At 71.6% G+C, this 24091-nt stretch carries 24 protein-coding genes and 1 pseudogene; 6 read left to right on the top strand and 19 right to left on the bottom strand.

All coding sequences use genetic code 11. The features are described 5' to 3' along the window. Nucleotides 1–51 precede the first annotated feature (51 nt). Nucleotides 52–1008, bottom strand: coding sequence for a cation diffusion facilitator family transporter (locus ABD250_RS03935; protein ID WP_182657962.1), 957 nt, complete (start codon nucleotides 1006–1008; stop codon nucleotides 52–54). A gap of 63 nt (nucleotides 1009–1071) precedes the next feature. Next, complete coding sequence (locus ABD250_RS03930) at nucleotides 1072–5814, bottom strand: ATP-dependent helicase (protein WP_344390724.1); 4743 nt, start codon at nucleotides 5812–5814, stop codon at nucleotides 1072–1074. 66 nt (nucleotides 5815–5880) lie between these two features. On the opposite strand from ABD250_RS03930, the gene ABD250_RS03925 reads away from it, so the two are divergent. From ABD250_RS03925 to ABD250_RS03915, 3 genes are read left to right on the top strand one after another with little or no spacing between them, the layout of a single operon-like run. Further along, nucleotides 5881–6660, top strand: coding sequence for a 3'(2'),5'-bisphosphate nucleotidase CysQ (locus ABD250_RS03925; RefSeq protein WP_422110520.1), 780 nt, complete (start codon nucleotides 5881–5883; stop codon nucleotides 6658–6660). A 10-nt stretch (nucleotides 6661–6670) separates the two neighbouring features. Beyond that, nucleotides 6671–7471: a thymidylate synthase gene (locus ABD250_RS03920; RefSeq protein ID WP_182609993.1), complete on the top strand. Its 801-nt coding sequence runs from the start codon at nucleotides 6671–6673 to the stop codon at nucleotides 7469–7471. Nucleotides 7472–7500: 29 nt separating this feature from the next. Next, entirely contained in the window at nucleotides 7501–8010 is a 510-nt protein-coding gene (locus tag ABD250_RS03915; RefSeq protein WP_344390972.1) for a dihydrofolate reductase, read from the top strand. A 13-nt stretch (nucleotides 8011–8023) separates the two neighbouring features. Here ABD250_RS03915 and ABD250_RS03910 read toward each other — a convergent pair whose 3' ends face one another. The 14 genes from ABD250_RS03910 to mftA form a co-directional block, all read right to left on the bottom strand. After that, nucleotides 8024–8638 carry a DUF1707 SHOCT-like domain-containing protein gene (locus ABD250_RS03910; protein ID WP_182658687.1) on the bottom strand — a complete coding sequence of 205 codons (615 nt, stop codon included), beginning with the start codon at nucleotides 8636–8638 and terminating at the stop codon, nucleotides 8024–8026. Nucleotides 8639–8651: 13 nt separating this feature from the next. Beyond that, entirely contained in the window at nucleotides 8652–9038 is a 387-nt protein-coding gene (locus ABD250_RS03905) for a DUF302 domain-containing protein (RefSeq protein ID WP_179525875.1), read from the bottom strand. A 76-nt stretch (nucleotides 9039–9114) separates the two neighbouring features. Beyond that, the gene (locus tag ABD250_RS03900; RefSeq protein WP_179525876.1) at nucleotides 9115–9381 is read right to left on the bottom strand and encodes a metal-sensitive transcriptional regulator; all 267 of its coding nucleotides are present in this window, start codon (nucleotides 9379–9381) and stop codon (nucleotides 9115–9117) included. A gap of 184 nt (nucleotides 9382–9565) precedes the next feature. Then, on the bottom strand, nucleotides 9566–10687 hold the full coding sequence (locus ABD250_RS03895) for an NDMA-dependent alcohol dehydrogenase (protein WP_182658686.1): 1122 nt from the start codon (nucleotides 10685–10687) through the stop codon (nucleotides 9566–9568). Nucleotides 10688–10830: 143 nt separating this feature from the next. Then, a complete protein-coding gene (trxA, locus tag ABD250_RS03890; RefSeq protein ID WP_179525878.1) occupies nucleotides 10831–11214 on the bottom strand; it encodes a thioredoxin in 384 nt (127 codons plus the stop codon). Between the two features lie 156 nt (nucleotides 11215–11370). Then, nucleotides 11371–12306, bottom strand: a complete 936-nt coding sequence (locus ABD250_RS03885; protein WP_182658685.1) for an alpha/beta fold hydrolase — start codon at nucleotides 12304–12306, stop codon at nucleotides 11371–11373. 57 nt (nucleotides 12307–12363) lie between these two features. Then, on the bottom strand, nucleotides 12364–13671 hold the full coding sequence (mftG, locus tag ABD250_RS03880; protein ID WP_344390969.1) for a mycofactocin system GMC family oxidoreductase MftG: 1308 nt from the start codon (nucleotides 13669–13671) through the stop codon (nucleotides 12364–12366). Then, nucleotides 13671–15191 carry a mycofactocin biosynthesis glycosyltransferase MftF gene (mftF, locus tag ABD250_RS03875; protein WP_344390718.1) on the bottom strand — a complete coding sequence of 507 codons (1521 nt, stop codon included), beginning with the start codon at nucleotides 15189–15191 and terminating at the stop codon, nucleotides 13671–13673. The genes mftG and mftF overlap by 1 nt, the downstream gene beginning before the upstream one ends. Then, a complete protein-coding gene (gene mftE / locus ABD250_RS03870; RefSeq protein ID WP_344390967.1) occupies nucleotides 15188–15853 on the bottom strand; it encodes a mycofactocin biosynthesis peptidyl-dipeptidase MftE in 666 nt (221 codons plus the stop codon). Before mftE ends, mftF begins: the two co-directional genes overlap by 4 nt. Continuing rightward, nucleotides 15850–16665: a mycofactocin-coupled SDR family oxidoreductase gene (locus ABD250_RS03865; RefSeq protein ID WP_344390716.1), complete on the bottom strand. Its 816-nt coding sequence runs from the start codon at nucleotides 16663–16665 to the stop codon at nucleotides 15850–15852. Before ABD250_RS03865 ends, mftE begins: the two co-directional genes overlap by 4 nt. A 61-nt stretch (nucleotides 16666–16726) precedes the next feature. After that, on the bottom strand, nucleotides 16727–17950 hold the full coding sequence (gene mftD / locus ABD250_RS03860) for a pre-mycofactocin synthase MftD (protein WP_182610384.1): 1224 nt from the start codon (nucleotides 17948–17950) through the stop codon (nucleotides 16727–16729). Between the two features lie 55 nt (nucleotides 17951–18005). Continuing rightward, entirely contained in the window at nucleotides 18006–19238 is a 1233-nt protein-coding gene (gene mftC, locus ABD250_RS03855) for a mycofactocin radical SAM maturase (protein ID WP_179525884.1), read from the bottom strand. Beyond that, entirely contained in the window at nucleotides 19235–19561 is a 327-nt protein-coding gene (mftB, locus tag ABD250_RS03850; RefSeq protein WP_179525885.1) for a mycofactocin biosynthesis chaperone MftB, read from the bottom strand. Before mftB ends, mftC begins: the two co-directional genes overlap by 4 nt. Before the next feature lies 1 nt (nucleotide 19562). After that, complete coding sequence (gene mftA / locus ABD250_RS03845; RefSeq protein WP_241730437.1) at nucleotides 19563–19667, bottom strand: mycofactocin precursor MftA; 105 nt, start codon at nucleotides 19665–19667, stop codon at nucleotides 19563–19565. Between the two features lie 113 nt (nucleotides 19668–19780). On the opposite strand from mftA, the gene mftR reads away from it, so the two are divergent. Then, nucleotides 19781–20377, top strand: coding sequence for a mycofactocin system transcriptional regulator (gene mftR, locus ABD250_RS03840; RefSeq protein ID WP_344390713.1), 597 nt, complete (start codon nucleotides 19781–19783; stop codon nucleotides 20375–20377). Nucleotides 20378–20458: 81 nt separating this feature from the next. Beyond that, nucleotides 20459–20965 (top strand): hotdog fold domain-containing protein, encoded by a 507-nt coding sequence (locus ABD250_RS03835; protein ID WP_182609471.1) that lies wholly within the window; start codon nucleotides 20459–20461, stop codon nucleotides 20963–20965. A gap of 14 nt (nucleotides 20966–20979) precedes the next feature. Here ABD250_RS03835 and ABD250_RS03830 read toward each other — a convergent pair whose 3' ends face one another. Together ABD250_RS03830 and ABD250_RS03825 are read right to left on the bottom strand one after the other, a co-directional pair. Next, a complete protein-coding gene (locus ABD250_RS03830) occupies nucleotides 20980–21846 on the bottom strand; it encodes an ABC transporter permease (RefSeq protein WP_179525889.1) in 867 nt (288 codons plus the stop codon). After that, nucleotides 21843–22850, bottom strand: a complete 1008-nt coding sequence (locus ABD250_RS03825) for an ATP-binding cassette domain-containing protein (protein ID WP_179525890.1) — start codon at nucleotides 22848–22850, stop codon at nucleotides 21843–21845. Before ABD250_RS03825 ends, ABD250_RS03830 begins: the two co-directional genes overlap by 4 nt. A 200-nt stretch (nucleotides 22851–23050) precedes the next feature. Between ABD250_RS03825 and ABD250_RS03820 the strand changes: the two genes are divergently transcribed. Then, a complete protein-coding gene (locus tag ABD250_RS03820; RefSeq protein WP_179526319.1) occupies nucleotides 23051–23872 on the top strand; it encodes an HpcH/HpaI aldolase/citrate lyase family protein in 822 nt (273 codons plus the stop codon). 24 nt (nucleotides 23873–23896) lie between these two features. On the opposite strand, the pseudogene ABD250_RS03815 reads toward ABD250_RS03820, so the two are convergent. Further along, nucleotides 23897–24080: pseudogene (locus ABD250_RS03815) on the bottom strand (sulfurtransferase); the annotation flags it as partial. Between the last annotated feature and the right edge of the window lie 11 nt (nucleotides 24081–24091).

Here is a 24091-nt window from a genome sequence, read left to right as displayed (position 1 = left end):
CTCTCCGAGTGTGCGCACCATGGTGCCCTGAACCGCCCCGGGCTGCCGGGTTCACCATCCCGGTTGTCGACACTCCACGACGCCGGCGGTCTCGAGCTGCACTGTCGCATGCTCGATGCCGTGGCCCTCCCGCAGGACGCGTCGCGCCTCGTCGAGGACTCCGGAGTGGGGCACTCCGGGGGCGGTCACGAGGTGGACGGTCCCCACGTCCATCCCCGAGGTCAGCGTCCACAGATGCAGGTCGTGCACCTCCTCGACGCCGCGTACCGACGCGAGTTCGGACTCCACCGCTGCGGGGTCGACCCCGGCGGGCGCGTGCTGGGCGAGCACCGTGACGACCTGTCTACCGAGCATGACCGCGCGGACGACGATGAACACGGCGATCGCCACGGCCACCACGAGGTCCCACACCGTCGAACCCGTCGCGCGGATGAGCAGTGCGGCCGCGATCACCCCCACCGATCCGGCCGCGTCGGCCATCACCTCGAGATACGCCCCCCGCACCGCGAGACTCTCGGAGGATCCACTGCGCAGAAGGAGCAGCGAGATGATGTTGACGACCAACCCCAGTCCGCCGACGAGCAACATGGTTCCGGTGGCGACGGGGGCGTCCGACCCGAGCCGCCTGAACGCCTCGACAAGCACGTAGACGCCCATGCCGGACATGATGAGCACCGCCAGACCGGAGGCGAAGATCTCCACGCGATAATGGCCGAACGTGCGTCTCCCGGAACGGTCCGGCCGTGACGCGATCACCGTCGCCGCGAGCGCCGCGCCCAGCGCCACCACGTCCGCCGCCATGTGGCCGGCGTCGGAGAGCAGGGCCAGGGAGCCGGAGATGAGGCCCGCGACCAGCTCGACCACGAAGAACACCACGGTCAGAACGAAGGCGCACGCCAGTCTGATCCGATACCGCGCGCCGGCGTGACCGGTCGGTCGGGCGTGGCCGGAGCTGTGCGCGTGACCGGAACTGTGCGCGTGGCTCCCGTGTGCGTGCCCGACCCCCATCTGATTCCCCTCCCGCTGACATATGCATTGATGCGCATATCTTAACTCGTCAGAACGGTTCACTCAACGCCGGATGCGCAGCCCCTTCGGGGTGGCACCGAACCCGGCGTTCTCGAAGGCGGCCGCGACGGGCGAGGTGTGGACGGGTTCGCCGGCGAGGGTGGTGACGGTCAGCGGGCCGACGGCACCTGATCGCACGACTGCGGCCAGCGCGGACGCGGCGAGCGGCACGGCCTCGGCCCGGTCGTCCAGCACGAGGACGGTCCGGCCGCCGCGTTCGACGAACAGGACACACAGCCCGTCGACCAGCACGACGAGCGCACCGGCCTTCCTGCCGGGACGGTGCCCAGATCCGCCCTCCGCAGAAGGTGGCCAGGGCAGCGCGGCGCCGTACGGGTTGGCCGGGTCCGTGGCGGCGAGGACCCGGACGACCGGTTCATCGGTGCCGGAGGGCCAGTGGGCGTCGTCCGCCGTGTCGTCGTAGGCGCGTAACCGGTCGATCGTGTTGCCGGCGGCGAACTGGGCGGCACCGAGACCGTCCACGAAGTAGCCGCGGCGGCAGCGGCCCGAATCCTCCATCTGCGCGAGGACCTTGTAGACGGCGGCGAACCCGCCCGGGATCTCCTCCGCCTCGACCGCGCCCCGGGTCACCACGCCGTGGCGCAGCAGGAGGGTCTCAGCCCAGGCGTGGGCGCGCAGGGTCGCGTCGGTGACCGGTTCCGGCACCAGCGACCAGCGCCCCGCCAGCACGGGCGGCGTCCGCGTGCCGGCGGCCATCGCACCGTTCAGCTGGGCCATGGAGGTCCGGCCCAGGCGGGCCCGACGGGGGCGGGCCGACGATCGCGGTGAGCGGTGGGCGGTCCCTGAGCCCGACGACCCGCCGCCGGCCAGGACCGCCCGCAACGGGGCGAACGTGTCATTGGTGACCACCCCGTCCCACACCAGGTCCCAGAGCGCGTCGCGGACGACCGCCTCGGTGATGGCTGGTCCGGTGGGGGCTGGTCCGGTGACGGCTGGTCCGGTGGGGGCTGGTCCGGCCACCTCCGGGGTGTCCCCGGTCGACTCCTGTGCGGCCTCCTTGACCGCTGCCACCACATCCCGGAAGAACAGCGCCCCGCCGCGCAGCGACTCGGCCACCGCGAGGTGGACGGGCCCTTCCGGTAGCGGGCGATCGAGGGGAAGGGTCGCGCCGGCGGTGTCGGCGGGGTGCAGCGAGATCCATCCGTCACGGGACCCCGCCCGGCCCCGCCCGCTCCAGATCACCTCTCCGCCGGCGAGCAGCTCGTCCAGCATCGCCGGGGAGTAGTCACGCACCCGCGGCGCCAGCACGAGCGGCTCGAGCGCGGAGGCGGGCAACGCCAGGCCGTCGAGCTGCTCGACCACGGCGAGTACGCCGTCCACGCCCGACTCGGCTCCCGAACCGGCGCCCAGGCTCTGCCAACCGGGCAGGAACCGCGCCAGCGCGGTGTGCGAGACCGGCTCGATCTGGCTGCGCAGTGCCGCGAGGGAGCGTCGGCGGATGTGGCGCAACACCTCGGCGTCGCACCACTCGGGACCCGAGGCCCCCGGGCGGAACTCGCCGGCCAGCACCGTCCCGGCCGAGGTCAGCCGATCGAGCACCCCGCGGGCCACGGCCACTCCCAGGCCGAAGCGCGCCGCCAGGGCGTCCACCGTGAACGGACCGTGGGTTCGCGCGTAGCGCCGGATCAGTTCGCCGAGTGGGTCGTCGACGTCGCCGAGGAAGGCCGAGGAGACCCCGGGCGGAGGCGGGACCCCCAGGCCGTCGCGGAGCCTGGGCACGTCCTCGACCCCGGCCCACCAGGTGCGACCGGCGTGCTCGACGGTGACCACCCGGAACGACCGCGCGAGTGTCGCCAGCCACCCCGGGACGGCCTCCGGCTCCGTGGACCGCTCGGCGATCTCCTCGACCGTCAGCGGTCCGAGCAGCCTCAGCAGGTCGGCCACGGCCTCGGCGTCACGGGCCGCCCGCTCGGGTTCGAGGTGCTGGAGCCGACGTTCGATCGAGTCCAGTACCTCCACGTCGAGAAGTTCCCGGAGCTCCACGCGGCCCAGGAGCTGACCGAGGAGGGTCGGGTCGATCGCCAGCGCCGCCGCCCGCTTCTCGGCCAGCGGCGAGTCACCCTCGTAGAGGAACGCACCGACGTAGTCGAAGAGCAGCGACTGCGCGAACGGCGACGCCCGGGGGGTGTCGACCTCCACGATCCGGACCGTCCGCGAATCGATCTCGCGCAGCAGACGTTCCAGCGCCGGGACGTCGTACACGTCCTGCAGGCACTCGCGCACGGCCTCGAGGATCATGGGGAAATCGGGGTAGCGGCGCGCCACGTCGAGCAACTGCGCCGACTTCTGCCGCTGCTGCCACAACGGGGCCCGCCGACCCGGGTCCAACCGCGGGAAGAGCAGGGCCCGCGCCGAGCACTCACGGAATCGGGAGGCGAACAGCGCGGACCCTCCCACGTGGGTGGTGACCAGGTCCACGGCCTCCTCGGCGCCGAGGGCGAAGGTCTCGGCCCCCGGGCGGGCGCCCGCCTCGCCGTCGTCGATCGTGTCCGGGACCCGCAGGATGATGCCGTCGTCGGACACCACCGGGACGGCGTCGAACCCGTGGGCGGCGGCGAGCCGCGCACGCACCGCCTCCGCCCACGGCCAGTGCACGCGCGCGCCGAACGGCGAGTGGAGCACGATGCGCCAGTCCCCCACCTCGTCGCGGAACCGCTCCACCACGAGCGTCGTGTCGCTGGGGAGATGCCCGGTGGCCTCCCTCTGCTCGGCCAGGTAGCGCCGGAGATTGGCGACCGCGTTGTCGTCGAGTCCGGCGGCGGCGAGGCGGGGCCCCACCTCGTCGTCGGACCCGTGCCCCACCTCGCGCAGGAACCCGCCCAGGGCGCGGCCCAGCTCGGCGGGCCGCCCCTGGTCGTCGCCCAGCCAGAACGGCAGGCGTCCCGTCCCGCCGGGCGCGGGCGTGACCAGCACCCGGTCGTGCGTGATCTCCTCGACCCGCCAGCTCGAGGCCCCGAGGGCGAACACGTCGCCGACCCTGGACTCGTAGACCATCTCCTCGTCGAGCTCACCGACCCGCGTCGCCTTCTCCCCCACCATGAACACGCCGAACAGCCCGCGGTCGGGGATGGTGCCGCCCGAGGTGACGGCGAGACGCTGCGCACCCGGGCGGCCGGTCAGGGTCCCGGCGTCGCGGTCCCACACCAGGCGGGGCTTGAGCTCGGCGAAGTCCGCCGACGGGTATTTGCCCGCCAACATGTCGAGTGTCGCCTCGAACGCCGACCGCGGCAGCCCGACGAACGGGGCGGTCCGACGCACGGCGGCGAACCAGTCCTCGACGTCGATCGACTCGAGCGCGCACGCGGCCACCGTCTGCTGCGCGAGGACGTCCAACGGGTTGGTGATGACCGACATCGTCTCGATCGCGCCGGCGACCATCCTCTCCACGGTCACCGCACTGTGGAGGAGGTCGGCGCGGTGCTTGGGGAACACGGCCGCGCGGGAGACCTCGCCGACCTGGTGACCGGCGCGGCCCACCCGCTGGAGCCCCGAGGCCACGGACGGTGGGGACTCGACCTGCACGACCAGGTCCACCGCGCCCATGTCGATGCCCAGCTCGAGCGACGAGGTGGCCACCACCGCGCGTAGCCGACCCGATTTGAGGGCGTCCTCGATGAGCGCCCGTCGCTCCTTGGACACCGATCCGTGATGGGCCATGGCCAGCTCCGCGGGGGCGCCGCGCGAGACCTCGGACGGCACCATGATCTGCGCGGGTGGGCGGGCTGGCGCCGGCGGCAGGGAGCCCGGATCGGTGTCCTCGGCGTGGATCTCGTTGAGCCGCGCGGTCAGCCGCTCGGCCAGGCGGCGGGAGTTGACGAACACGATCGTCGAGCGGTGCGCCGTGACCAGGTCCACCACCTGACGCTCGACGTGCGGCCAGATCGACCCCTCGCCCGGCGTCCCGGGCGGAGCGGTGACGTCCGAGCCGGCCGAGGACAGGTCCGCCATGTCCTCCACGGGCACCCGGACCGTGAGCTCGAAGCGCTTGTCGGATCCCGGCGCCACCACGGTCACCGGCCGCTCGCCCGCGAGGAAGCGGGCCACCTCGGAGTGCGGCCGGACGGTGGCGGACAGGCCCACCCTCCGGGCGGGGGTGTCCAGCAGGTCGTCCAGTCGCTCGAGACTGAGGGCGAGGTGGGCGCCGCGCTTACTGGCGGCCACCGCGTGGATCTCGTCGATGATCACCGTGTCGACCGTGGCCAGGGTCTCCCGTGCGGCCGAGGTGAGGAGCAGGAAGAGCGACTCGGGGGTGGTGACCAACACGTGCGGTGGCCGCGACCGCTGCCGCCGGCGTTCCTCGGGCGGCGTGTCACCGGTGCGGATCCCCACCGTCACCTCCGCGGTCTCCACGCCCAGGGACGCGGCCTCGCGCGCGATCCCGGCGAGCGGCGCCCGGAGATTGCGCTCGACGTCCACGGCCAGCGCCTTGAGCGGGGAGATGTAGAGCACACGGGTGCCGGGCGGGGGTGCGCCTGTGCTGTCACCGTCGCTGGTACTGGTACTGGTGCTGGTACTGGTGCTGTGGCCGCCGCCCAACATGAGTCGGTCGAGCGAGTCCAGGAACGCCGAGAGGGTCTTGCCCGACCCCGTGGGGGCCACGACGAGCGTGTGGGCGCCGCTCGCCAGGGACGCCCACGCCCCCTCCTGCGCGGGGGTGGGCCGGTCGAACGCCCCACGGAACCACGAGGCTGTGGCCGGGTGGAACCGCTCCAGTGCGTCGGACATGAACTCATGATGTCGCACGCCCACGACATCGGCCCGACCCGCGCCCCACCTCCGTAGAGTGTCGGTATGCGCAAGACTGTGAGCATGCACAGCGACAGCATGCGCGATCTCGACGACGACGACCTCGCCTGTTTCCTCGCCACGGGGATCGGTGACATCGTCCGGGGCACGCGCGCCGGGGGGCTGCTCCGCGGGCGCTCGCTCGCCCGTGTCGCCAACGAGGTCGCGCAGAACTGGACCGACGAGGTGCTGGCCGTGCACCGCCCGGATGACGGAACGCTCTCCGAGGGGGTCTCGGACGATCTCAGCAGGCTGGACAAATCCCGCGTCTGGATCATCGACGTGATCGACGGCACCAAGGAGTTCTCGACGGGCCGCTCGGACTGGTCGGTTCACGTGGCACTCGTCGTCGACGGCCGGCCCACCGTCGCCTCCGTGGGGCTGCCGGACTCGGGGCGGGTATTCCGCTCGGACCAGGTCGATCACGTGGACGGCCCCCATTCGGGGACCATGGTGATCAGCCGCAACAACCCCCCGCCGGGGGCGCTCCAGGTCGCGGACGCGGTCGGCCTGGAGGTGCGGCCCATGGGCTCGGCCGGTGCCAAGATGCTCTCCGTCCTGCTCGGCGACGCGGACGCCTACCTCCACGCCGGGGGGCAGGACGAGTGGGACCAGGCCGCGCCGGTCGGCGTCGCCCTGGCCGCGGGGTTGCACGCCTCCCGCCTCGACGGGACGCCGATCCGGTTCAACAAACCCGACACCCACTCCCCGGACGTCCTGATCTGTCGCCCCGAGCTCACCGAGAAGATCCTGGCCGCGCAGGCCGCGCAGGCGACTCGAACGTAGACTGCAGGTCATGACCGTCCCCACCCCGTACGAGGACCTGCTCCGACTCGTCCTGGAGCAGGGCACCGCCAAGGCCGACCGCACGGGAACGGGCACCCGCAGCCTGTTCGGCCACCAGCTGCGCTATGACCTGGCGGCGGGATTCCCGCTGATCACCACCAAGCGCGTCCACTTCAAGTCGGTGGCCTACGAGCTGCTGTGGTTCCTGCGCGGCGACTCCAACGTGGGCTGGTTGCGCGAGAACGGCGTGAGCATCTGGGACGAGTGGGCTGACGAGCGCGGCGAGCTCGGACCCGTCTACGGCGTGCAGTGGCGGTCCTGGCCCACCCCCGACGGCCGGCACGTGGACCAGATCGCGAACGCCGTGGACCTGCTGCGCACCGACCCCGATTCGCGGCGCAACATCGTCTCGGCGTGGAACGTGGGCGAGCTGACGGACATGGCCCTGCCGCCCTGCCACCTGCTGTTCCAGTTCTACGTGGCCGACGGCAAGCTGAGCTGCCAGCTCTACCAGCGCAGCGCCGACCTCTTCCTGGGGGTGCCGTTCAACATCGCCTCCTACTCGCTGCTCACCCACATGGTGGCGCAGCAGGTCGGGCTCGAGGTGGGCGAGTTCATCTGGACCGGGGGCGACTGCCACATCTACGACAACCACGTCGAGCAGGTCAGGACGCAGCTGGCCCGCGAGGCCTTCCCCTACCCGGAGCTGCGCCTGCGCCGCGCGGACTCGGTCTTCGACTACCGCTTCGAGGACTTCGACGTGGTCGGATACGAGCACCACCCGGGCATCAAGGCCCCGGTCGCGGTCTGAGCCGGGAGACGACGACCGTGCCGGTCCGGATGGTGTGGGCGCAGGCCCGCGGCGGGGTGATCGGCGACGGTCGTGACATGCCCTGGCACATCCCCGAGGACCTGGCGTACTTCAAGCAGGCGACCACCGGGCGCCCCGTCGTGATGGGCCGGGCCACCTGGGACTCGATCCCCGCCCGCTTCCGGCCCCTGCCCGGTCGCCGCAACATCGTGTGCACCCGGGACGCCGGGTGGTCGGCCGAGGGCGCGGAGAGGGCGGCCTCTGTGCCCGCGGCGCTGGCGGCGGCCGGCCCGGACGCGGCGGTGATGGGCGGCGGACAGATCTACGCCGCCGCGCTCGGCTCAGCCGACGAGTGCCTGGTCACCGAGATCGACGCGGACGCCCCGGGGACCGTGCTGGCCCCGGAGCTGGACGGGACGTGGGAGCGGGTCGAGGTCGGCGAGTGGATCACCGATCCGCGGAGCCGCGTCGAGGGGCACGACGACGAGGTCCGGCACCGGCACACGGTGTGGCGGCGGCGGCCCGGCTCATCTGCCTGAAACCGCCGTCTGCCTAGAACCACTTCCACGTCTTGGGGATCCGCTCCCCCGCCGCGAGGATCTTGATCTTCACCCCGGCCATGAAGCCGTTGATCTCGAAGTCCAGGTGCGGACCGCCACGGATGTCGTAGCGGCCCTCGTCGATCTTGAGCTCGGACCACGTCCGATTGCCGGTCACCGCGACCGAGACTCCCGGGGGCAGCAGGATCTTGGCGTTGGCGGCCCACAGGTCGAGCTGGATGTGGGTGCGCGGGCGGTCGACCACGGCCTCACGGGCGTCGAGGTAGATCTCGCCCATCCAGGACGTCAGCCGGTAGTCGTCCGGGAGGGACCACCGGCCTTCCCGCTTGAGCGTGTCGAAGACCGAGGTCTTTCTCCGGCTCTCGTCGACGGTGATCGCCCCCGTCGGCCGGGTGGCCGGTGGCTGCGCCGAGGAAGGGGTGGGCCCCGCGCCGGGACTCAGCGGCAGTCCGCTCAGGGCCACCTCCAGCTCGGCGGGGCAGGTCGCGGACCAGATCCTGGCGGCCCGGTCCGAGAACTCGGCGAGGGACAGCTCTCCCCGCCCCACCATCGCCTCCAGTCTCTGCTGAGCGAGGGCCCGCGGGTCGGTGTGCGGCTCCTGGGTCATGCCCCCAGGTTACTCAGCGGGTGAGGTCCTTCATCATCGACCGCATCTGCGCGGACAACTCGTCGGCCATGTCCTGCAGGCCGCCCGAGATGACCTGTGCCAGCAGCGCCGGGTTCTGTGCCTCGATGACGCAGCCCCCGGAGGACTCGCGGACCACGACGTTGCAGGGCAGCAGCAGCGCGACCTCCTTGCTCACGTCGAACGCCTCACCGGCGAACCCGGGGTTGCACGCCCCGAGGATCAGGACGCGCTCGATGTCCTTGTCGATCTTCTTCTTGAGCGTGGCGGTGAGATCGATCTCGTGGAGGATCCCGAAGCCGCGGTCGGCGAGCGCCTCGCGGGTCGCCTCCACCGCCTCGTCGAATCCCATCGCCGTGTACGTACCGATTCCGACGTCCATGTCGCAGTCCTCACGTCTGTGGTCGGGTGATGTCTTCCGCGTACCGGGGCCAGCATCCCACGGCCCCGGGGAGCGGTCAGGCGAGCGAGAGGAAGAGCTTCTCCAGCTCGGCCACGGTGATCCCGTCCTCGCCGGTCTCGCCGTCGCCCGCGAGGCATTCCTGGATGTTGGAGCTGATGATCTTGAACCCGGCGCGGTCCAGCGCCTTGGAGACCGCCGCCAGCTGGGTGACGACGTCCTTGCAGGGGCGCTCCTGCTCGACCATGTCGATCACCGCGTTGAGCTGTCCCCGCGCCCGGCGCAGGCGGTTGAGCACCTGCGTCCTCGCCTCGTCGTCAGCCATCTCGGGCCCTCCTGCTCTCTCGCGGATGCGGATGTCGATCCGGACCCCAGTGTACCCGTGGGGGTATCGCTGTCCAGTCCGGTGTACGGAGCGGGCCCCGGTCCACCCCCTCGAGGGGAACCGGGGCCCACGGTTGCCGCGGTCGTGCCCGCAGCGCCGGCCGTGCCGGCGGAGTCGCAGGGGATCAGTCGTCGTGGACGATGATCCCGCGGACCATGCCGTCGCCGCCGGACTCCATGATCTCGTAGCCCTCGTTGACCTGATCGAGCGTGAAGCGGTGCGTGATCAGCTCGTCGAGCTTGAGCTGCTTCTCGTCCCACAGCCGCAGGATGTTGGGGATGTCGTGGAAGGCGTTGGCCGACCCGAACAGTGACCCCTTGATGACCTTCTCGTACTGGGAGACGAACAGCCCGGTGAGGTTGATGGACTGGTTGTCGAGGCCGCCCATGGAGGTGAGGACCACGACCCCCCGCTTACCCACCATGTCGGTGGCGTCGGCGGTCACCTTAGCGTCCGCCACGCCGATCGTGATGATGGCCTTCTCGGCCATGTTCCCCCAGGTCAGGCCCGGAAGCTCGGCCTTGGCCTGGTCGACGTCCGAGTAGACGTGGGTGGCGCCGAACTCCGTGGCCTTGGCCAGCTTCGACTCGTCCGTGTCGATGGCCAGGATGAATCGCGCGCCGGCGTGCTTCGCGCCCTGGATCGCGTTGATGCCGATGCCGCCGATGCCGAAGACGACGACGGTGTCACCGGCCCGGACGTCGGCTGAGTAGACGGCCGATCCCCAGCCGGTGGTGACGCCGCAGCCGACCAGCGCCGCGACCTCGAAGGGGATCCAGTCCTGGACCTTGACCACCGAGTTCATGTTGGCGACGGTGTACTGCGAGAACGTGCCGAGGGTGCACATGGCGCCGGCGGTCTCGCCGTTCTCGAGGGCGAACGGGTACCGGCCGTCGGCCATCTCGCCGATCGTGCCGTTGAGTCCGCCGTCGCACAGGTTGGTCATGCCGCGCGCACAGGCGGAGCACTTGCCACAGGCCGGAATGAACGACCCCACCACGTGGTCGCGGGGCTGGACGTGGGTCACGCCGGGGCCGACCGCCTCGACGACGCCCGCGCCCTCGTGCCCGCCGACGATCGGCAGACGCCCGGGCAGGTCACCACTGGTGATGTGGAGGTCGGAATGGCAGAGACCGGCGACCTTCCACTTGACGAGCACCTCGCCGAAGTGGGGGCCGTCGAGCTCGGCCTCCACGATCTCGAACGGCTTGCCCAGCTCTCGGGCGATGGCGGCCTTGGTCTTCATTCGACTCCCTCCGGGCGCGACGGGGTGATCCCGTCACTGGAACGTGTTCTCATCACGATATCCGCATCGGTCCACCGGGGATCGGCAAACCGAGAACCTGTTCCAATTTCGGCGCGCGGGCGCGCCGGAGGGAGTGGGCCGACTCAGCCCTGGGCGTCGCCCTGCTGGGCCTGGGCCTCTTCGACCGCCTTGCGGACCTCGTCCATGTCGAGCCCCTTGATCTGCTCGACCAGGTCGTCGAGCGCCTGCTCCGGGATCGCACCGGAGTGACGGAACACGGCGATGCCCTCGCGGAACGCCATGAGCGTGGGGATCGACTGGATCTGCAGCATCGCGCCCAGCTGCTGCTCCGCGTCGGTGTCGACCTTCGCGAAGGTCAGCTCGGGGTTCTTGCCGGAGACCTTCTCGAACACCGGCCCGAAGGCCTTGCAGGGGCCACACCACTCGGCCCAGAAGTCCACCAGGACGATGTCGTTGTCGGTGACGGTCTTCTCGAAGTCGGCGGTCGTGATGTCGACGGTGGTCATACGAATGCCCTCCTAGCGGGACGGGGCGGCTCTCGTCCCGTCGTCTCTCGTCGCCAGCCTACGGACAGCCCGCGCCTGCGACGACCTTCTCGCACGGACCATACCCGTGTGGGTATTCAAGGTCGTGCAGTGAGGAACAACGTCGCCCGATCGGGGTTATTCCCCCCGCGCCCCCGGGCGGGGCGGGGATCCGAGGATCTCCGCCAGGAACCACTCGAGTTGGTCCAGGAAGACCGCGTTGTCGTCCCCGGCCACCATGTGACCGGCGTCCGCGACCTCGTGGGTGTACGCGTGCGGGAGGTGCCGCAGCAGGTGGGCCACCGACTCGTCGCTGACGATGTCCGATCGCGACCCCCTGATGAGCATGGTCGGCTCGGTGACGTGGGGCACGATCCCCTCGAAGTAGTCGTTCCCGATCTCGGCGTTGTCCCCGGTGGCGCCCGCGACGAAGCGCGGGTCCCAGTGCCAGTACCACCGGCCGTCGCCCTTCTGGCGGAGATTCTTGCGCAGTCCGTCCAGGTTCGTCGGGCGCTGACGACCCGGCTGGTAGGCGGCGATCGCCTCGGCGGCGGCCTCCAGGTCCGCGAACCCGTCGAGCCCCGACCGCATGAACTCCCCGATCCGCTGGACGCCCTTCGCCTCGATCTTCGGGGTAACGTCCACCAGCACCAGCGCCCGTGCGACGGGCTTGGCGGTCCCCAGCGCCAGCAGTCCGGTCAACCCCCCGAGCGAGGCGCCCACGAGAACCGGCAGCCGGCCGGGGAAGCGGGCGGCGACGATCAACTCGAGATCATCGACCATGCGGTGGATGTCGTAGTCCCCGTCCTCCGCCCAGTCGCTGTCACCGTGGCCCCGCGCGTCCATCGTCGTGACCCGGTACCCCTCGGTCGCGAGTCGCCGGGCGGCGCGGTTCCACGAGTTCCTGGTCTGCGCCCCGCCGTGCAGCATGAGGATCTCGTCGACCGGATCCGCATCACCGATCGGCTCCCACACGTCGCCGACGAGCATCCCGGCCGCACCGGCGAGCGTGAAGGACCGGGGTTCGGCGGTGTGGGGGTGATCACTGCGGGTCTCGATCTCGCTACTCGTCATGGTGACCCTTCCGCCCGCACTCCCACCTCGGCGGCGGAACGTGTTCTCATACCGGTTCTACCACGAGTTCCCGGCGATCACCCGCGCGGCGAGGTCCTCGGCCACCGCGAGGACGGAGAGATAGGGGCCGCACCGCGGCAGGACCGGGAACACCGAGGCGTCGGCCACCCGCATACCCTCGCAGCCCAGGACCCGGCCGGAATCGTCGACCACCTCACCGATCCGCGCCGACCCCGCGAGGTGCTGGGAGGTCGACGGGACGGGTGCGGGCCGCGGCCCACCACCGGAGATGCCCAGGCGGTCCGCGACCATCCCGGCGGCCTGGTCGAGCGCCGAAGCGTCGCGGGGGTCGTCGGCCAGCACCACCCGCGGGCCGTCTCCCCTGGAGCTCCCCTCCCGCACGTGGCCCCGGCCCACGGGGTTCATCAGGGCCACCCCGATCCGGTGCGGCTGGGGGTCCAGGCCGGGGATCACCCGGTGCATCGGGACCGAGTAGGGCCGCACCTCGATCTCCGCGAGGCCCGTCGGCCCGGGCAGACCGAGCCGGACCACGTGGGAGAGCAGGGGCGGCGGGACGAGCGGGTCACCCTCCCCCGGACCCCAGTCGGGCGGCAGGTCCAGCAGGACCTCCGGATGCTCCTGCGTGCTCCGCCCGACCGGGTGGCCGGACCGCGGCCCGATCCCCGAGCGCAGCAGGACCTCGGCCGTCCCGATCGACCCCGCGCACAGGATCACCTCCCGGGCGGTGATCTCATCGTCGTCGTCGAGCACCACTCCCTCGCACCGTCCCCCGGTGCGTCCACCGGACCACCGGAGCTCGCGGACCGGCGAGCCCGTCAGCACCCGCACACCCGCGCCCGCGGGGCCCCAGGCGTCGAACGCGGTGACCCGCCGCCCGTCCCGCCGCGCCTGGGCGATGGCGGACACCCTGCCGGGGAACGCCGCGGCCACGCGCGCGGCGACCGGGCCGGCGGCGACCAGTCGTGGGCGCAGGCGTTCGGTCGCCCGCGCGAGCCCCACCGCATACCGGCGCGGCCAGTCGGCGCCCCACCCGGCGAGGTCGGAGGGCCGCGCCGGGGTGCAGTACCCGCCGTTGACCGCGCCCGACCCTCCGAGGGTCCGTCCCCGGGGCAACTCCGGTCCGGCGCTCCCGATCCCGGCACCTCCGAGGTCCGCGCGGTATCGGGTGATCACCCGCGACGCGGGCCCGATGTCGAGCACCCCTGCCCGGGTGGGCGCCCGCTCGGACCCCGCCTCGAGAAGGATCACGTCCCTCCCCGCCTCCGCCAGGCGTCGGGCCATCACGCAGCCGGCCGGACCCGCCCCCACCACCACCACGTCCGCGGCGTGCGCGCCGGGAGGCATCACCGCTTGAGCTCCGGCCGCAGGGCGCCGACCGACCGGGCCGCCCACGCCGAGCGCCACACGCCCACGCCGTAGGCCAGGTCGTCCAGGCGATGCAGGATCACGTGCCCCAACGGCTCGTCGACAGGCGCCCGGCCCGGCTCGCGGGCGGCCCACCAGTGCCACAGGCCCTCGGCCACCGCCGCCGCCGCGACCCGCCGGCGCAGGCCCCGCGCCACGGGCGAGCGCGAGTGGGCCGTCGAGAGCAGGGCCAGGGCGGTCAGCGGCCAGTACGGGCGCAGCAACGCCTCGGGGAGCTGCCGGACCGAGGCCACCGACCCCCTGAGCACCAACCCGGCGGCCGCCCTGTCGTCGCCGGTCAGCGCCCGGGTCCGGCTCCACGCCCGGGCTGACGCCCCCGCCGCCACCAGGAGCCCGACGGGGGTCCCGCTCCAGAACCCCAGCGCCACCGCGAGCGACCACGGCGCCGCCACCGCGGGTGCGACGGCCGCGCCGTGTCGATCCGCCAGCGGCGCCGCGCCGGTGCCGTAGAACGCGCGACGGACCAGCAGCGGCGCCACGGTGGTGCGGTGGCGGTGGGCCACCCGGGAGGACGGTTCGTAGCGGATCAGGGCGCCCGCCCGGTCGGTACGCCAGCACAGGTCGACGTCCTCGGCCACGCGCAGCCGCTCGTCGAACGGGCCCCGCCCCGAGCCGTCGGGGGCAGGGGGCAGCCGGTCGGGACGCACCGCCAGTGCCGCGCTGGGGACGTACGCCACGCGGGTGCGTGGCCGCACCCGCGCCGGTTCGTGCCCCATGTCCAGGGCCGAGCGGGCGGTCTCGTACCCGCGGACCCAGAACCTCCCCGGCGCCGCCGCCACGATCCGTGGCGCGACGGCCGCCACGCGCGGATCGTCGAGGTGCGTGAGCAGCGGCTCGAGCCAGCCCGGCTCCGGGATCACGTCGGCGTCCAGGTACACCACCACGTCGGCGCCCCCGGACAGCGCGACGGCCGTGCCGGTGTTGCGCGCCGCCGCCGGTCCGCGCGGGTCGTCGTGGCGCACCACGCGGACAGCGCAGGCGGGTGGGGGCTGGGTGGGTGGGGGCTGGGTGGGTGGGGGTTGGGTGGGTGGGGGCTGCGTGTGTCGGAACGGTGCTGCCAGGGGAACCGTTGACCCGTCGTCGACGACGACCACCCGCAGCCCCCTCGCGAGTTCGGATCCCAGGGCATCCACGACCGCCGCCACACCGTCCGCGTCGTCGTGGACGGGGATCACCACGGCCACCGTCGTGAGCACCCGCGCGTCGGGCCCCCCGACCTCCGGGTGGGCCATCCCCCGGTCGGTGAGCGCGCGCGCCAACGCGGCACCGGCGGTGGTCCCGGTGGGGATCGCCCCGCCGTCGAGCAGCGCCGCCACCGCCGGCGACGGCGTGACCAGGGTGACCGGGTCGCCACCCAGGACCCGGACCACACCCCCGCGGCGCAGGACCCGGGTGCGCCGGTCCAGGACGACGCGGGATGCCCCGCCCGGGGTGGTCACCGCAGCATCCCGTCGGAGTCGCCCGGAGCCCAGCGTGCGAGGCGGCCGCGGGCGTCGGCGAGGAGCTCGTCCCACAGCCGGCGGCCGTCGAAGGCGGTGGCGGTGGTGGGGTCACCGAGCACCCCGGACGGGCTCACCGCGGCCACGCCGCCGTCTCGGAGGGCGGGCAGGATCTCCGCGAGGGGCCGGGTGCACCCGGGGGCCGCGCGATCCATCCGCACCAGGTCGGGGTGGAGGTGGAGCATGAGCGAGGTCTCGGCGTGGCCGGCGTGGGTGTCGGCCGGGTCCACGGACGTCCGGCACGGCAGCCACGCGGCGTCGCGGCCCTCGTGGCGCAGCAGCGGGACCGCCCGCCGCAGCGCGTCGAGGTTGCCGCCGTGGCCGTTGACCACCGCGAACCGGGTGGCCCAGGTGGACACCGACCTGCCGAGTTCGATCAGCGTCTGCGCCAGCGCGTCGGTGCCCGTGGACACCGTGCCGGGAAACGACTGGTGCTCCCCGCTCGCGCCGTACGCGAGAGCGGGGAGCACCAGGACGCCGGCGGCCGCGAGGGCGTCCGCGGTGGCCGTGGCCAGCAGCGTGTCCGTCTGGGTCGGCAGGTGCGCGCCGTGTTGCTCGGTGGCGCCGAGCGGCAGCACCGCCAGGACGGGCTCGATGGTCAGACCTTGATCGCGCCCATGTCGACGGTGAACGTCGACGCGGTGATGGTGCGGGAGGCGTCCGAGGCCAGGAACAGCACCGAGTCGGAGATGTCGTCCGTGGTGGCCATGCCCATCCCCAGGATCGGCGTGAAGTGCGGGAGGAACTGGGGCATGTTGGTGAACACGTCGTGGGCCGCCGGGTCGTCGGCACCCATGGGGGTCAGCACGCCGTAGGGGTGGATCGTGTTGACGCGGATCCGGTGCTCACCGAGCTCCTTGGCCGCGGTCTGCGCGAGGCCCACCACGCCGTACTTGGAGGCCGAGTAGGGCGACTGGACCGGCATGGCCTTGAGTCCGGCGACGGAGCTCACCAGGACGATCGATCCACCGTTGTCCGCCGCGAGCATGTGCGGGATGGTGGCCTTGAGGGTCTTCCAGTACCCCGTGAGGTTGATGTCGATCGTGTCCTGCCACTGCTGCTCGTCGATCTCCCAGACCTTGCCCCAGTTGCAGATGCCGGCGTTGGCGATCACCACGTCCAGACGGCCGCCGAACTGCTCGACCCCGCGGGCGACCAGGTCCTGCTGGAACGCCAGGTCGCGGACGTCGCCGATCTCGACGAGGATCTCCCCGCCCTCCGCGCGGACCTTCTCGACCGTCTGCGCGAGGTCGTCCTCGGTGGCCGCCTTGTAGCCGACGTGCTCGGACGGCGAGGCGCACAGGTCCAGTCCGATGACACTGGCACCCTCCCGGGCGAAACGGATGGCGTGCTTGCGGCCCTGGCCGCGGGCGATGCCGGTGATGTAGACGACCTTGCCGTCGAAGTCTCCCATGGACTGTGGTTCCTTTTCCTCTACGGACGTAACAGGGAGGCCCGGCGGACCGCCCACCGGGTCACTCTCCCAGGCGACGCATGAACCCGTCGGGGATCACGTAGTCATCCCTGGTGAGCTCCGAGATCGAGGACTTGCTCAACCCGATCAGGCTGGAGTCCAGGCCCGAGCGCAGGACGTCCAGGACGTTCTCCACGCCGGCCTGGCCGTTGGCGCCCAGGCCCCACAGGTACGCGCGGCCGATCATCACGGCGCGGGCGCCCAGGGCGAGCGCCTTGGCCACGTCCGAACCGCGCCGGATCCCGCCGTCCATCAGCACCTCGACCTGACCGTCGACGGCGTCGACGATCGGTGCGAGGCAGCGGATCGAGGCCGGGGTGCCGTCGAGGTTGTTGCCACCGTGGTTGGAGACCGAGATCGCGCTGACGCCGGCGTCGACGGCACGCCGGGCGTCGTCGATGCGGGTGATGCCCTTGAGCATGACCGGCCCGTCGTAGTTGTCCACGACCCACGCGATGTCCTCCCACGTGGCCGGCGGGGTACCCATCCACTCGCCGTAGGCGCCGAAGAAGGTCGGACCCATCTCGCCCTGGTGCACGAGGTTCGGCGTGGTCAGGTCGGGGAAACGCTTGTTGGTCACCACGTCACGCGCCCACTCGGCGGCCCAGCGCGGACGCACCGCGATCTCCGGGGCGAGGGTGAGCATCGCCTTGGCGTCGAGCTTCTCCGGGATGGTCGGACTGCCCCAGTCGCGCCCCATGGAGAACGACCAGTCGGTGGTGAGGATGACGCCCGCGGCGCCGGCGGCCTTGGCCCGCTCGAGGCGCTCGAGGACCTTCTCCTTGCCGCCGAGCCAGTACACCTGGAAGAAGGTCTGCGGGTTCGCGGCGATGACCTCCTCGATCGGCTTGGAGGCGAAGGAGCTCAGTCCCATCGCGGTGCCGCGCGCGGCGGCCGCGCGGGCCACGTCGACCTCACCGTCCGGGGTCACGGCCTGGACCCCGGTCGGCGAGATCATCACCGGGAGGCTGATCGGCTGCCCCATCACCGTGGTGGCCATGTCCCGCTCGGCCTTGGCCCCGATCACGTGCGGCTTGGGACCCAGCTCGGCGAACGCGGCCGTGTTGTCGTCGATCGTCACGCCCTGCTCACTGCCGGCCACCAGCGCCATGTAGACGCTCCGGGGCAGCTTCTTCTTGGCGCGGCGCTGGGCCTCGGCGACCGATTCGAACCAGGGGTTGCGGCGCCAGGGGTTGGCCTCGGCGATCTTCGACAGGCGTGACACGGGAGAGGGCTCCTTCGGGGGGAGGACGTGGGCGGTGGCGGGTCGGCCGGCCGACTCAGACGGGGGACTCGTCGCACAGGCTGGTGGGCCTGCGCGGCGGGGTGGTGACGAGGGTCAGCGGGACCGGGCCGGTGGGCTGCTTGCGCGCCGCCAGCCCCTTGACCCGGGAGTGGTCCTGTGACGGCGAGGGGATGCTGCGCTCGGCCGCGAGCAGTCCCTCGCCGTAGCCCTGGACGCACTCCGGGTCTGGCCCGTCCATGGGCAGGCCGGTGAAGAACTTGGCCGCCATGCAGCCGCCGCGGCAGCTGTCGTAGAAGTTGCAGGACGCGCAGGCCCCGGCCGACTGGGGCTCACGCAGCTCGCGGAAGAGCTCCGAGGTCTGCCAGACGCTCTCGAAGCCGCCGTCGGAGACGATGTTGCCGGCGAGGAACTCCTCGTGGATCGCGAACGGGCAGGCGTAGACGTCCCCGATCGGGTCGATGAGGCACACCACGCGGCCCGCGCCGCAGAGGTTCAGGCCGGGCAGCGAGCCCTGGCCGTCGCCGAAGGCCGACAGGTGGAAGAAGCTGTCACCGGTGAGGACGTTCGACCCGTGCTCGACCAGCCAGTCGTAGAGGTCCTTCTGCTGCTCGGGGAGCGGGTGGAGGTCGTCCCACACGTCCGCTCCGCGGCCGGAGGGGCGCAGGCGGGTGATGCGAAGGGTGGCGTCGTACTTGTCCGCCAGGGCCTTGAACTCGTCCAGCTGGGTCACGTTCTCGCGGGTGACCACCACCGAGATCTTGGCGTCGGTGAAGCCGGCGTTCTTGAGGTTCTCGAGGGCACGGACCGCCATGTCGAACGAGCCCGGGCCGCGGACCGCGTCGTTGACCTCGGCGGTGGCACCGTCGATGGAGATCTGCACGTCGACGTAGTCGCTCGCGGCCAGTCGCTGCGCCACCTTCTCGTCGATGCGCACGCCGTTGGTGGAGAACTTCACGCCCACCTGGTGGCTGGTCGCGTAGTCGACGAGCTCCCAGAAGTCGGGGCGGACGGTGGGCTCGCCACCGCCGATGTTCACGTAGAAGACCTGCATGCGCTGCAGCTCGTCGATGATCGCCTTGCACTGCTCGGTGCTCAGCTCGCGGGGGTCGCGCTTGCCCGAGGAGCTCAGGCAGTGCACGCACGCGAGGTTGCAGGCGTAGGTGAGCTCCCAGGTCAGACAGATGGGGGCGTCGAGGCCGCGCTCGAACTGGTCCACGAGGCGGCCGACGGGGGCGGGGGCCGCCGGGCGGCTGAGCGTGCTGGTCATGAGGTCTCCTCGATCATGCGCGAGGCGGCGAGCTGGCCGAGCGCGTGCAGGTACAGGCGGGCGGTCCCGGGGTCGTCGATCGGTACACCGGCGGCCGCGCAGGCGGCGCGGGCGGTGGGGTGGTCGGCGAGGATGCGGACCACCTCGACGATGGTCGGCGACTTGAGAAAGCTGAGCTTGCGGGTGTGGAAGTGGTAGAGCAGGGCCCCGAACGGCTCGGGACGCAGCGCCACTCCGGGGTGCAGGCGCCAGCCGGCGTCGAGATCGAAGGCCGCGGGCGCGGCGTCCTGTCCGGCGCCGGCCGGCGCTGCTGCGGAGGTCATGTCAGTAGACCCCACACATACCGTCGATCGAGACCTCCTCGATGAGGGCCTCCTCCAGCACTACCTCGGTGTTCTGGGTGTTCTCCACGGCGGTTCCTCTCGTCAACGCGGTTGGGTTCCTCACCACTCCAGGTGAGACCTGCATCATATTGGCACCTAGTGCCAATTGCAATGGTCAATGCACGGTCCGCGTCCGGGATGGCTCTAGGCTTGTCGATCATGGGAATGTCGGAGTCTGACGACAGTCGCGTCCCCGGGCGACGACCGTCCACGACGCGCGCCTCGATCGTGGCGGTGGCGTTGAGGCTGTTCGCGCGCCAGGGATACGACGCGACCAGCGTCGACGAGATCGCCGAGGCCGCACACATCTCCCGGCGGACCCTCTTCCGGTACTTCCCGGGGAAGGCGGCGATCGCGTGGGGCGAGTTCGACGTGCAGATGGACGGGATGCGGCGACAGCTGGCCGAGATCCCCGGCTCGACCCCGCTCCGGGACGCGCTGGCGGACTCGCTCGTCGCGTTCAACACCTTCCCGGACTCCGAGACCCAGGTGCACCGCCTGCGGATGGGACTACTGCTCGGGGTGGACGAACTCCAGGCCCATTCGACGCTGATGTACGCGGACTGGCGGAGGGCCGTCGCGGAGTTCGTGGCCGCGCGTCGCGGGGAGACCGTGCACGATCTGATCCCGGCCGCCACGGCTCACGCCGCGCTCGGGATCGCCCTCTCGGCGTACCGGCGCTGGGTCGACGAGCCCGACGCCGACCAGGCCCGGCTCCACGAACTCCTCAGGCAGGGGACGTGCATCCTGGCCTGAGGCGGCGGGCCGGCGGTGGGCACCGCGGTGCGTCAGGCGGTGCGCGACACCCGGAACCTACCGGGGAGTAATATCGGCTGGATGACCGACACCGCACCCGTCCAGCCCGCACCCACCCAGACGTACCGCCTCTGGCAGAAGGCCACCCGGCTGCCCTTCGGCTCGCGCCTGTTCAGCGCGGCCGTGAGCCTCAAGGCCCCCTACTTCCGCACCGTCCTCCCGCACGTGGTGGACGTGCGGCCCGGACGCTGCGAGGTGCGCGGCCCGGGCTGGTGGGGCAACCGCAACCACATCGGCACCTTCCACGTGATCGCCGCCCTCAACCTGGCCGAGATGGCGATGGGCGTGCTCGCCGAGGCCACCGTGCCGGCCACCCACCGGTGGATCCCCGTGGGCATGAACGTGCGCTACCCGGCCATGTCGACCGGCGGCCTGACCGTCACCGCCGAGTGGACCGAGATCCCCGACTTCTCGGCCATCACCAGCGGGCAGGACATCGACGTCCCGTTGCGCTTCGTCGACGACGCCGGCGTCGAACCGGTGGTCGGCTCCATCACCATCCGGGTCTCCCCCAAGACCAAGCGCTGACGGTCGCGGGCGCGTCAGTCGCGGGTCCGGGCGTCGAAGGCCTTGACGGCGATCGGGGCGATGATCACCGTCAGCCCCACGATCCACAACAGTGACGCCAGGACCGGGTGCTGCAACGGCAGCGCGGCATCCGGTCCGACGGCGGGGGCGTTGCCCCAGAGCTCACGCATCGCCTGGACGACCGAGGCCAGCGGGTTCCACTCGGCGACCGGCCGCAGCCACGACGGCATCGACTCCGGGGGCGCGAAGGTGTTGGCGAGGAACGTGATGGGGAAGATCGTGGTGAACATGACACCGTTGACCGCCTCGATGGTCTTGAGCCGGGAGCCCACGACGATCCCGATCCAGATCATGACGAACCCGAAGCCCAGCAGGATGAGGTAGCCCAGCACGGCGTCGACGATCCCGCTCCGGATCCGCCACCCCACGACGAGCCCCGTCAGCGACATCACCACCACTCCGATGGAGGAGTGGATGAGGCTGGACGCGCTACGCGCGATGAGGATCGACGCTCGCTGGATGGGCAGGGTCCGGAAGCGGTCGATGATCCCCTTGTTGAGGTCGTTGCACAGTCCCGCGGCCACGACGAACGAGGAGAACGCCATGGTCTGCGCCATGATGCCCGGCAGCAGCCACTCGCGGTAGTTCACGCCGCCGGCCACCGCGATCGCGCCGCCGAAGACGAAGGCGAACAACAGGACGAACATCACCGGCTGGATGGTGACGTCCGCCAGGTTCTCCGGCTGGCGCCGGATGTGGAAGAGGTTGCGGCGCACCAGCGCGGAGATCTGCCGGCTCAGCGGCGGCCCCTCGTGACGGACCGGCATCGCGAACCGCTCGTGGGTGGCCGAGGTGTGGGTGGGGTCGGCGACGGTGCTCATACCCGGTTCTCCTGTTCGATGGTCTCGACGTCCGCGGCGTCCGCGGTGTCCTCGGCCCTGCGTCCGGTGAGGGACAGGAAGACGTCGTCCAGACTGGGGCGCTGCAGGCCGATGTCGTCGAGTTCGATGCCGGCGTCGGTGAACGCGGTGGCGATCCCCGCCAGCGCCGAGACGCCCTCCGACGGCGCGGTGAGCCGACGCGCGTCGCGGTCGACGTGCAGTTCCCCGATCCGGCCGTCGAGGACGCGGACGGCCTCGTCGACGTCGTCCGGCCTCGAGACGGTGATGACCAGGCTGGCCGCACCGGAGCGGTCCTTGAGCTGCAACGGGGTGCCCTCGGCGATGACGCTGCCGTGATCGATGACGATCACCCGGTCGGCCAGCTGATCGGCCTCGTCGAGGTACTGCGTGGTGAGCAACAGTGTGGTTCCGTCGCGGACCAGGTCGCGCAGGACGTCCCATAGTTCGTTGCGCGAGCGGGGGTCGAGCCCGGTGGTCGGCTCGTCCAGGAACAGCACGGGCGGGGCCGCGACGAGGCTGGCCGCCAGATCGAGCCGGCGCCGCATGCCCCCGGAGTAGCTCTTGGCGACCTTGGTCGCGGCGTCGCTGAGCGAGAACTTCTCCAGTAGCTCGTCGGCGCGCGTCTTGACCATCTTCTTGGGCAGGCCGTACAGGTCCCCGATGAGGCGCAGGTTCTCGCGCCCGGTGAGCAGCTCGTCGACGGTGGCCGCCTGCGCGGTCAGGCCCATGGCCTTGCGCACCTCGGCCGGGGCACCCATCACGTCGTGCCCGGCGACGCGGGCGGTGCCGGAGGTGGGCGGGCTCAGGGTCGTCATCATGCGGATGGTGGTGGTCTTGCCGGACCCGTTGGGCCCCAGCAGTCCGAGGACCGATCCGGTGGGGACGGAGAAGGAGATGTCATCGACGGCGGTGAAGTCGCCGAATTTCTTGACGAGGTGTTCCGCCTCGATCGCCGGGGCGTCGGACGCCAGTCTGGTACTCACTCGCCAAAGAGTGCCGCGCCGGGAAACGGTAGTCAATACGCAGGTCCGCCAATGAGGACCGATCGCGTCCTATGGCTTGCTGGTCACCGTGTGGAACGCCACGACCGGGGCAACGTATCGTGGGGAGGTTGCCGCGCTACGTCTCGCGTCCCGCGGCGAACCGTCTCTCGAACAAAGGATGACCGGTACCCATGAGCCCCATGTCGACCATCCCGCCGACGATCGCCCGTTCGTGGCTGCTCCTGCCTGCCGACAAGTCCGAGCGCTTCGACGCGGCCGTGAACTCCGAGATGGACGTCGTCGTCCTGGACGTCGAGGACGGGTGCCGCCAGTCGGAGAAGGAACGCGCTCGTCGTGAGGTCCGCCAGTGGCTCGAGGCCGGCAACCACGCGTGGGTCCGGATCAACGACGTCCGCTCCCCCGAGTGGGAGAAGGACCTCATGGCCCTGGGCCACTGCCCCGGCCTCGACGGCGTGATGCTGGCCAAGACCGAGAACCCGGAGCACGTCTCGCTGACGGCCGCCCGGTTGGCCGCGGACACCCCGATCGTCGCCCTGGTCGAGTCCGCCGACGGTCTGGCCGCCGCCACGGAGATCGCCAAGACCGACCAGGTGGTGCGCCTGGCGTTCGGCATCGGTGACTACCGCCGCGACACCGGGATCGGGTCCTCGCAGATCGCCATGGCCTACACCCGGTCGCAGTTCGTGGTGTCCAGCCGGGTCGCGCGCGTGGCTCCGCCGATCGACGGGCCCACCATCTCCAACGACACCCAGGTCCTCATGGACGCCGCCGAGCACGCGGTCGAGATGGGCATGACCGGCAAGCTGTGCCTGCGGGTGGACCAGGCCCCGTACATCAACGAGGTCCTGTCCCCCTCGGCCGCCGACGTCTCGTGGGCCGAGTCAGTGATCGACGAACTGGGGCCCGGCGGCGAGCGGTGCCGCGACGGCGCGGACCTTCCGCGGCTGGCCCGCGCGCAGAAGATCGCGCACCTCGCGCAGGCCTACGCCGTCGCGCGCTGACCCGCCTCGGGGGCGAGTCAGCTCAAGGGGCGAGTCGCCGGTGACAAGCGGCAGTTCCGGATCGCCGGCCCAGGCGGTCATGGAGCCGTCGTACACCGCGACGTCCTCCCGGCCGACGAGCGCCAGAGCGTGCGCGACCCCGGTCGCCGCAGTAGGTCACGACGGTCCGGTCGTCGAGCAGGCCCGCGGCCTCGAACTCGCGGCGAAGCTAACGCGTCG

Source organism: Dietzia cercidiphylli, from assembly GCF_039531545.1.
In the GTDB taxonomy this organism is placed as follows: Bacteria; Actinomycetota; Actinomycetes; order Mycobacteriales; family Mycobacteriaceae; genus Dietzia; species Dietzia natronolimnaea.
The sequence above is the reverse complement of the archived record's forward strand: the minus strand, read 5'-3'. Positions and strand labels throughout refer to the sequence as shown.

Excerpts from the sequence above, each read along its gene's own strand:
- ABD250_RS03915 (WP_344390972.1), top strand. The coding sequence starts at position 7,501 with ATGGTGTGGGCGCAGGCCCGCGGCGGGGTGATCGGCGACGGTCGTGAC.
- ABD250_RS03925 (WP_422110520.1), top strand. The coding sequence starts at position 5,881 with ATGCGCAAGACTGTGAGCATGCACAGCGACAGCATGCGCGATCTCGAC.
- mftC (WP_179525884.1), bottom strand. The coding sequence starts at position 19,238 with ATGACCAGCACGCTCAGCCGCCCGGCGGCCCCCGCCCCCGTCGGCCGC.
- ABD250_RS03835 (WP_182609471.1), top strand. The coding sequence starts at position 20,459 with ATGACCGACACCGCACCCGTCCAGCCCGCACCCACCCAGACGTACCGC.
- ABD250_RS03885 (WP_182658685.1), bottom strand. The coding sequence starts at position 12,306 with ATGACGAGTAGCGAGATCGAGACCCGCAGTGATCACCCCCACACCGCC.
- ABD250_RS03905 (WP_179525875.1), bottom strand. The coding sequence starts at position 9,038 with ATGGACGTCGGAATCGGTACGTACACGGCGATGGGATTCGACGAGGCG.
- ABD250_RS03900 (WP_179525876.1), bottom strand. The coding sequence starts at position 9,381 with ATGGCTGACGACGAGGCGAGGACGCAGGTGCTCAACCGCCTGCGCCGG.
- ABD250_RS03865 (WP_344390716.1), bottom strand. The coding sequence starts at position 16,665 with ATGGGAGACTTCGACGGCAAGGTCGTCTACATCACCGGCATCGCCCGC.
- ABD250_RS03935 (WP_182657962.1), bottom strand. The coding sequence starts at position 1,008 with ATGGGGGTCGGGCACGCACACGGGAGCCACGCGCACAGTTCCGGTCAC.
- ABD250_RS03910 (WP_182658687.1), bottom strand. The coding sequence starts at position 8,638 with ATGACCCAGGAGCCGCACACCGACCCGCGGGCCCTCGCTCAGCAGAGA.
- ABD250_RS03830 (WP_179525889.1), bottom strand. The coding sequence starts at position 21,846 with ATGAGCACCGTCGCCGACCCCACCCACACCTCGGCCACCCACGAGCGG.
- mftR (WP_344390713.1), top strand. The coding sequence starts at position 19,781 with ATGGGAATGTCGGAGTCTGACGACAGTCGCGTCCCCGGGCGACGACCG.
- trxA (WP_179525878.1), bottom strand. The coding sequence starts at position 11,214 with ATGACCACCGTCGACATCACGACCGCCGACTTCGAGAAGACCGTCACC.
- ABD250_RS03930 (WP_344390724.1), bottom strand. The coding sequence starts at position 5,814 with ATGTCCGACGCACTGGAGCGGTTCCACCCGGCCACAGCCTCGTGGTTC.
- mftB (WP_179525885.1), bottom strand. The coding sequence starts at position 19,561 with ATGACCTCCGCAGCAGCGCCGGCCGGCGCCGGACAGGACGCCGCGCCC.
- mftG (WP_344390969.1), bottom strand. The coding sequence starts at position 13,671 with ATGCCTCCCGGCGCGCACGCCGCGGACGTGGTGGTGGTGGGGGCGGGT.
- ABD250_RS03820 (WP_179526319.1), top strand. The coding sequence starts at position 23,051 with ATGTCGACCATCCCGCCGACGATCGCCCGTTCGTGGCTGCTCCTGCCT.
- ABD250_RS03895 (WP_182658686.1), bottom strand. The coding sequence starts at position 10,687 with ATGAAGACCAAGGCCGCCATCGCCCGAGAGCTGGGCAAGCCGTTCGAG.
- ABD250_RS03920 (WP_182609993.1), top strand. The coding sequence starts at position 6,671 with ATGACCGTCCCCACCCCGTACGAGGACCTGCTCCGACTCGTCCTGGAG.